Annotated in this window: 6 protein-coding genes and 1 pseudogene; 5 read left to right on the plus strand and 2 right to left on the minus strand. The window is 69.0% G+C overall.

Annotated elements, in window-relative coordinates; translation table 11 throughout:
- Nucleotides 1-308: 308 nt before the first annotated feature.
- The 3 genes from ACSEEN_RS21155 to ACSEEN_RS21165 all read left to right on the plus strand — a co-directional run bounded on the left by ACSEEN_RS21155 (nucleotide 309) and on the right by ACSEEN_RS21165 (nucleotide 2967).
- Nucleotides 309-1358 carry a hypothetical protein gene (locus tag ACSEEN_RS21155; RefSeq protein ID WP_440714233.1) on the plus strand — a complete coding sequence of 350 codons (1050 nt, stop codon included), beginning with the start codon at nucleotides 309-311 and terminating at the stop codon, nucleotides 1356-1358.
- Nucleotides 1359-1537: 179 nt separating this feature from the next.
- Complete coding sequence (locus ACSEEN_RS21160) at nucleotides 1538-2419, plus strand: DUF3558 family protein (protein ID WP_440714234.1); 882 nt, start codon at nucleotides 1538-1540, stop codon at nucleotides 2417-2419.
- Entirely contained in the window at nucleotides 2416-2967 is a 552-nt protein-coding gene (locus ACSEEN_RS21165; protein WP_440714235.1) for a DUF3558 domain-containing protein, read from the plus strand. Before ACSEEN_RS21160 ends, ACSEEN_RS21165 begins: the two co-directional genes overlap by 4 nt.
- A 6-nt stretch (nucleotides 2968-2973) precedes the next feature.
- Here ACSEEN_RS21165 and ACSEEN_RS21170 read toward each other — a convergent pair whose 3' ends face one another.
- A complete protein-coding gene (locus tag ACSEEN_RS21170) occupies nucleotides 2974-3822 on the minus strand; it encodes an acyl-[acyl-carrier-protein] thioesterase (RefSeq protein WP_440714236.1) in 849 nt (282 codons plus the stop codon).
- A gap of 99 nt (nucleotides 3823-3921) precedes the next feature.
- On the opposite strand from ACSEEN_RS21170, the gene ACSEEN_RS21175 reads away from it, so the two are divergent.
- Nucleotides 3922-5598 carry an FAD-dependent oxidoreductase gene (locus ACSEEN_RS21175; protein WP_440714237.1) on the plus strand — a complete coding sequence of 559 codons (1677 nt, stop codon included), beginning with the start codon at nucleotides 3922-3924 and terminating at the stop codon, nucleotides 5596-5598.
- A gap of 36 nt (nucleotides 5599-5634) precedes the next feature.
- The gene (locus tag ACSEEN_RS21180) at nucleotides 5635-6477 is read left to right on the plus strand and encodes an LLM class F420-dependent oxidoreductase (RefSeq protein WP_440714238.1); all 843 of its coding nucleotides are present in this window, start codon (nucleotides 5635-5637) and stop codon (nucleotides 6475-6477) included.
- A gap of 46 nt (nucleotides 6478-6523) precedes the next feature.
- Here ACSEEN_RS21180 and ACSEEN_RS21185 read toward each other — a convergent pair.
- Nucleotides 6524-6655 (minus strand): annotated as a pseudogene (locus tag ACSEEN_RS21185) (IS481 family transposase); the annotation flags it as partial.

Genomic DNA, 6655 nt, shown 5'->3' on the forward strand with positions numbered 1-6655 from the left:
TTTGCAGCAGCTCGCGCATCAGATCCGGTGACGCGTCGGCGAGGGCTTGGCCAAGCAGGCCTGCAGGGTCGACAATATGAGGTGCGGTCATCGTGATGACTCCGTTCGAGGATTCTTTAGACGGTTGACTCGAAGGATCACACGGTGGCCGCTCTACGTCCGTCCCGACACGAAGTCGGAGACGATCTCGGCCACCGAGTTACACCACCTTATGGGGCACTACTGTTCGATCGAGCTCGTTCCGGTCGCGATCTACAACCCGCTGCAGGCCGGAACCACCGGCATCTCCGACTTGCTGAACTGGCTCGGTGTCGGAACCCGACCTCTTCTCAAAGGGCGCCGACACGCCCAGCGGCTCGGCCAAGGTCATCGGTAGCGGCTTCCAGTTCGCACTGGCACAGACCGGTGGCAACGCGACGGCGATCTCCTACCTGCCGCTCAGCCTGGCGACCGCCGGCGCCAGCGGCGGCCGTACGGCGGTCTCGCTCGCGGTCATCGGAATGGCGAACGCCTGGACCACCGATGCGACCCCGATCAAGGTGCTCGACCAGACGGTGATCACCGTTCCCGGTATCAAATCGGTGAGCTGCTTCGGCATGCTCACCGCCGCGTACGCGGAGGATGCGGGTGCCTGCGTGAATGTGCTCGGCACCTTCGACGGCAAGCTGAACCTGACCAAGAGCCTCCCGGAGCTGCAGCTCGGCCTCACGAATCCGGTCGGCGCTTTCATGAATCCGCAGGATGTCCTGACCGAGTTCATCGGCAACGTCTTCAGCGGTAACGAGTTCAACCCCGCGACCCTCTTCACCGACGACATCGCGCGGCTGTCGATCGGCGGAGACAACCTCCTCGCCCTCACGAGTGACTACGGGTTGCAGCCGATCTCGAACACCTCCGGCGCCATCGCGCTCAGCTGGCTGGGCGGCACGATCTACCTGATGCCGGCCGTGACCGTGAACGGGAAGACCGCCGCCAACGCCCTCGGCCTGCCGAAGTTCGACCTGGACGGTCTCGGTGACATGAACAAGATCGTGCCGACCCTGCGGACCGGCAAGATCAAGACCCCGGTGCTCGGTACCGAGGTCGACGGTCTCGACACCGACAGCGTCACCTCGGGCCTCGGCACCCAGCAGCTGACCTCGTCCTCGCTGGCCTCGCCGTCGACGACGACGTCGTCACCGGCGACGCGGAGTCGCGGTACCGGAGCGGATCTGGACGGGGCCGCATCCTCGGACCCGGTGACGACGGACCCGGCGACCGCGGACTCGGTGACGACCGACCCGGTGAAGGTGGACCCGGTGACGGAAGGCGGGACGTCGTCGGAGAAGGCGCCGTCGGATGACGCGGTCGTGAACTGACCTCGCGTCGACGCACAACGGCAGGACCTCCCGGATCTCCGGGAGGTCCTGCCGCATCCCGGTGTCGTGCCGGGTATCTCGGCCGGCGCGGCTCCTGGGGTCCCCGGACCCGTGGCGATCGGTGCGGCTCGACCGCGAGGCCGGACCGCTAGAGTGAACCCAGACCATGAGGAGGCTCGATGGGGACGCGTGTCGACAGCTGGATCTGGGGCATCCGGCTGACCAAGACACGTTCCGCCGCGGGCGCGGCGTGCCGGGCCGGACACGTCCAGGTCAACGGGGTCACCGCGAAATCCGCGACCACCGTGGCGGTCGGCGACGAGGTCCGGGTGCGCCTGGACGGGCGGGAACGGATCGTCGAGGTCACCAAGCTGATCAGTAAGCGCACCTCGGCGCCGCTCGCGGCCGAGTGCTACATCGATCGCAGCCCGCCGCCCCCGCCGCGCGAGGTGATCGCCAGCATTCCGCGGCGCGATCCCGGCGCGGGCCGGCCGACCAAGCGGGAGCGCCGCCAGATCGACAAGCTCCGCGGGAGCGCCACGCTGGTACTCGCCGCCGCGCTGATGCTCACCCTCGGCGCATGCGGCGGATCGGATGACGACGGCGCGGCGCCGACGTCGGCCACACCGAAGGCGGGCACCGGGCCGAAATTCCAGCGCTGCGGTGGTCTCACCCTCGAGGAGGTGGAGCAGGCCACCGGCTTCCACAACCTCAAGCTCCGCATCGACAACCCATCGGTCTGCGAATGGCGGTCGGGCTCGGTCCGGAACGACGGCCAGGTGGCGTCGTTCAACTGGTACCGCGGCTCGCCGATCGGCCGCGAGCGCGGGCACGAACAGCTCTCCCGCGAGTACATGCCCGTCGACATCAAGATCGCGGGCTACCCCGGCTTCCTCGCCAAGATGGACCCGATCTGCGAGGTCGGCGTCCAATTCGAGAACGACTTCATCGAGATCTCGGTGACCGACGACCAGCGCCAGGGCATGCAGACGGTACCGATGGACACGATGTGCAACGGTGCGCAGAAGCTCGCCACCGACTCGATCGAGCGCGCGTCATGAGGCCGGTCCGGCCGCGCGCCCTGGCGGCGGCGACGTCGTGCGTGGCGGTGCTCGCCGTCGCCGGGTGCTCGTCGACCGTGGACGGTCACCCGACCCGGGTCGACGGCGGGGGCGGACAGGAAGGCGCGGTCGACACCAGCAAGTTCGAGGGCCTGCTGACCGAGTGTCAGATCGTGACCCCCAAGCAGCTCGCCGAGGCGGTCGGCGGCACATCGGTCGACGGCACCTTCAACGGCGCGATCTGCCGCTGGGTGGTGCGCGGTACGTCGATCATCGACGTGACCCTCGCCTGGTACGAGTGGGGCGACTTCAACCTGGAGAAGCAGACCACCCGGCGGATGGGCTTCACCACCGAGAACATCCAGGTCAACAGTGTCGCGGCGTTCACCGCGACGGACCCGAAGCGGCCCAGCGTCTGCGGCGTCACAGCGAAGTCGCCGGGCCGCGGCACCATCACCTGGTGGGTCGAGCCGCAGGGCGCGGTCACCGGCGACCCCTGCCAGGGCCCCATCAAACTCATGGAGCTGGTCATCAGCCGCGCGAGCTGACCCGCCTCACGCCGGTCGGGCGTCCGGGATCTTCGACACCGACACCGACGCGGCGGTCACCGGGCCGTCGTCCGAACCGATCAGCATCCAGACGTACAGGCAGTCGTCGATCCGCTTGCGGCGCAGGGTGATCGGGGTGCCGGGCGTGATCGGGCGCAGGTACTCGATCACCAGGCGGTGCGGCGCGTCGAGAAGATCGGGATGATCGACCAGCTCGTCCTCGATCGCCTCCAGGTACGCGGCGTTGTTGAGGTGCCGGAACGGGTCGAAGTCCGTCGACCGCAGCACGTGCTCGCGGTCGGGGAGTTCCACCTCGTCGGCGGCGGGAGCCTGCTCCGGATTCAACGACTTCCAGCGCAGTCGGTGCTCGTCGGTCATCTCCGACAGGAATCTCAGCGCCTCATCGCTGATGCGCGACGGCATGCCCTGATCGTTCACGTTGATCCAGAATCCGACGGACTCGATCAGCCCGTTCGGCCGCGGCTCGGGGTTGAACCGGTTGGTCTCGCTGGTCGACGTCAGCCGCACCCGCATGTCGGTCCAGCGCGTGGACAGTGCGCCGCACCAGCGTTCGGCGTGGAAGTCGGCGGGCCACGTGATCGGCTCGAGCACATCGATGACGGTCCGCCGGACGATCCAGAACGGATCGGAGCCGTCGAAGTCGGTCATGTCGATGTTGTCGTTCGCGACGTCCTGCAGGTAGCGCGCGAGGCCGTCGAGCCGGACTCGCATCTCCTGGTCGACGTCGCCGGTGCGCACGCGATAGTCCGCGTCGAAGAACCGGGCGCCCACTTTGCGGTCGGGGAGCGGCGTGTACACGGGCGGGGCTGACGGCGTCGGCTTCTCGGCGGGCATGCGGCGCCTTTCCTCGGCGGGTGAAAGTGACCGGGATTACGATACTCTGGACCAGAAACTAGAACGTGTTCTTGTATTCGTGAGGAGAGGAAGCCGGCCATGGCGCACGTGATCACCCGCCCCTGCTGCAACGACGGCAGCTGCGTCGAGGTCTGCCCGGTCAACTGCATCCACCCCACGCCCGACGAGGACGACTTCCTCACCGCCGAGATGCTCTACATCGACCCGGCGACCTGTATCGACTGCGGCGCCTGCATCGACGAATGCCCGGTGAGCGCGATCTATCCCGACGACCAGCTCGACGCCTGCGATGAGCCCTTCCTGCAGATCAACGCCGACTACTACCGCGACCACGACGTGGACGGCGGCCTCGCCCACCCGGCTCGCACCCCCAGACTCCCCGAGGACCGCACCCTGTCGGTCGCGGTGATCGGCGCCGGGCCGGCCGCGTTCTACGCCGCGAGAGAACTGACCAAGCGGCCCCAGATATCCGTCGACATGTACGACAGGCTGCCCACTCCCTACGGCCTCGTCCGCGCCGGCGTCGCACCCGACCATGCCAAGACCAAGGGTGTCGAGGGTACCTTCGCCGCGGCCGAGCGGCGCACCAACTTCACCTACCATCTCAACGTCGACGTCGGCACCCACATCACGCACGACGAGCTCGCCGCCCGCTACGGCGCCATCCTCTACGCGGTCGGCGCACCGCACGACCGTCATCTCGACATCCCCGGTGAGGAGCTGCCCGGGTCGTTTCCGGCGACCGACTTCGTCGCCTGGTACAACGGCCATCCCGCCTACGCCGACCGTGCGTTCGCCCTGACCGGCGACCGCGCGGTGGTGGTCGGCAACGGCAACGTGGCGCTCGACGTCGCCCGCATCCTGGTCGAGGACGAGGCCACCCTCGCCGCGACCGACATCGCCGACCACGCCCTTGCGGCGCTTCGGGATTCGTCGATCCGCGAGGTGGTCGTCCTCGGCCGGCGGGGGATCGAGCACGCCGCGTTCACCAACTCGGAGTTCCTCTCCCTGGGCGACCTCGACGGCGTCGACATCGTCATCGAACCGGAGGAGCTGGCGCTGTCGGAGGCCGCGAGGGCCGCGCTCGACGACGGCTCACTCGATTCCACGATCGCCACCAAGATCCGGCTCGCCCGCGAATTCTCCACGCGCCCAAGGCATGACGAGAACAAGCGGATCGTCTTCCGGTTCCTCACCGCGCCGCTGGAGATCATGGGCGACGGGGAAGTGACCTCCCTGCGCTGCCTGCGCAACGCCTACACGGCGTCGGGAGCAGCGGCCCCGACCTCGGAGACCTTCGACATCGACACCTCCGTGGTCGTCCGCTCGGTGGGATACCGAGGCAGGCCGATCCCCGGAATCCCGTTCGATCCGGAACGAAATGTGGTGCCCAGCAAGGACTCCCGGGTCACCGACGGGCCGGGCGGACCCGTCGTTCCCGGGCTCTACGTGGCCGGCTGGATCCGGCGTGGGCCGACCGGCGGGATCGGCCGCAACCGGATGTGCGGTGAGCAGGCCGCCGCGGCGATCATCGCCGACTTCGCCGACGACGTCCTGCCGGTCCCGGAGCTCGACGCCGGTGACGTCGCCGATCTGGTGGCGTCGCGCGGCGCGCAGCGGGTCGACCTCGCCGGCTGGCGGCGCATCGACGCCGCCGAACGAGCCGCCGGGCGGGCGCAGGGCCGCCGTCGGGCGAAGTTCGTGAGCGTCGAGGCGCTGCTGGCCGCCTCGGCGGAGTCCGGCGCGGCCGGATGAGGCGCTGAGAGACCACGCACAGAACGAGGAGACGTCATGGATTTCGGGATCGTGCAGTTCACCAGTGATCGCGGCCTGAAGCCGCAGATACTCGCGCCGCTGATCGAGCGGGCCGGCTTCGCGTCGTACTTCGTCCCCGAGCACGGGCACATTCCGACCAAGCGCGAGGCCGCGCACCCGGGGACCGGCACCGCCGAACTGCCCGACGACCGCTACCTGCGCACGCTCGACCCGTGGACCACCCTCGCCGCCGCGGCCGCGGTCACCGAGCGGATCCGGCTCGCGACCGCCGTCGCCCTGCCGGTGCAGTCCGACCCGATCACTCTCGCCAAGACCATCGCCACGCTCGACCACCTCTCCGGCGGCCGGGTGACCCTCGGTGTCGGCTTCGGCTGGAACCTCGACGAGCTGGCCGACCATCACGTGCCGCCGGCGCGGCGCCGGACCATGCTGCGCGAATACCTCGAGGCCATGCGCGCGCTGTGGACGCAGGAGGAGGCCGAGTACCACGGCGAGTTCGTCGACTTCGGGTCCAGCTGGGCCTGGCCCAAGCCGGTGACGCCGCCGCCGGTCCTCGTCGGCGCCGCGGGTACCGAGAAGAACTTCCGGTGGATCGCGCGCAGCGCGGACGGCTGGATCACCACGCCGCGCGAGACCGACATCGAGGGCTCCGTCGAACTGCTGCAACGGATGTGGCGAGATGCCGGGCGCCGGGGCGCGCCGCAGATCGTGGTGCTCGACCTCAAACCGGTGCCGGAACGGCTCGCCGCCTGGCGTGAACTCGGGGTCACCGAGGTGCTGTACGGCCTGCCCGACGACACCGTCGACCGCGCGTCGGGTTATCTCGACAGGCTCGCAGGCAGACTCGGTCTCGGCTGACCTGCGACGGAGCCGCGCGGACGCGCCGCCACCGGGGCGGCGGCGCCTAGATGTACTTCCCCGTGAGGTTGTGAACGCGGGCTGAGGGGACGAGGCCACCGATCCCGGTGTGGGGTCGGTGGTGATTGTAGTAGTGCAGCCAGAGCTGGTAGGCCGCTGCGCGGTCGGCTTCGCTGGT

The organism is Gordonia marina (assembly GCF_052036135.1).
Taxonomy (GTDB): domain Bacteria; phylum Actinomycetota; class Actinomycetes; order Mycobacteriales; family Mycobacteriaceae; genus Gordonia.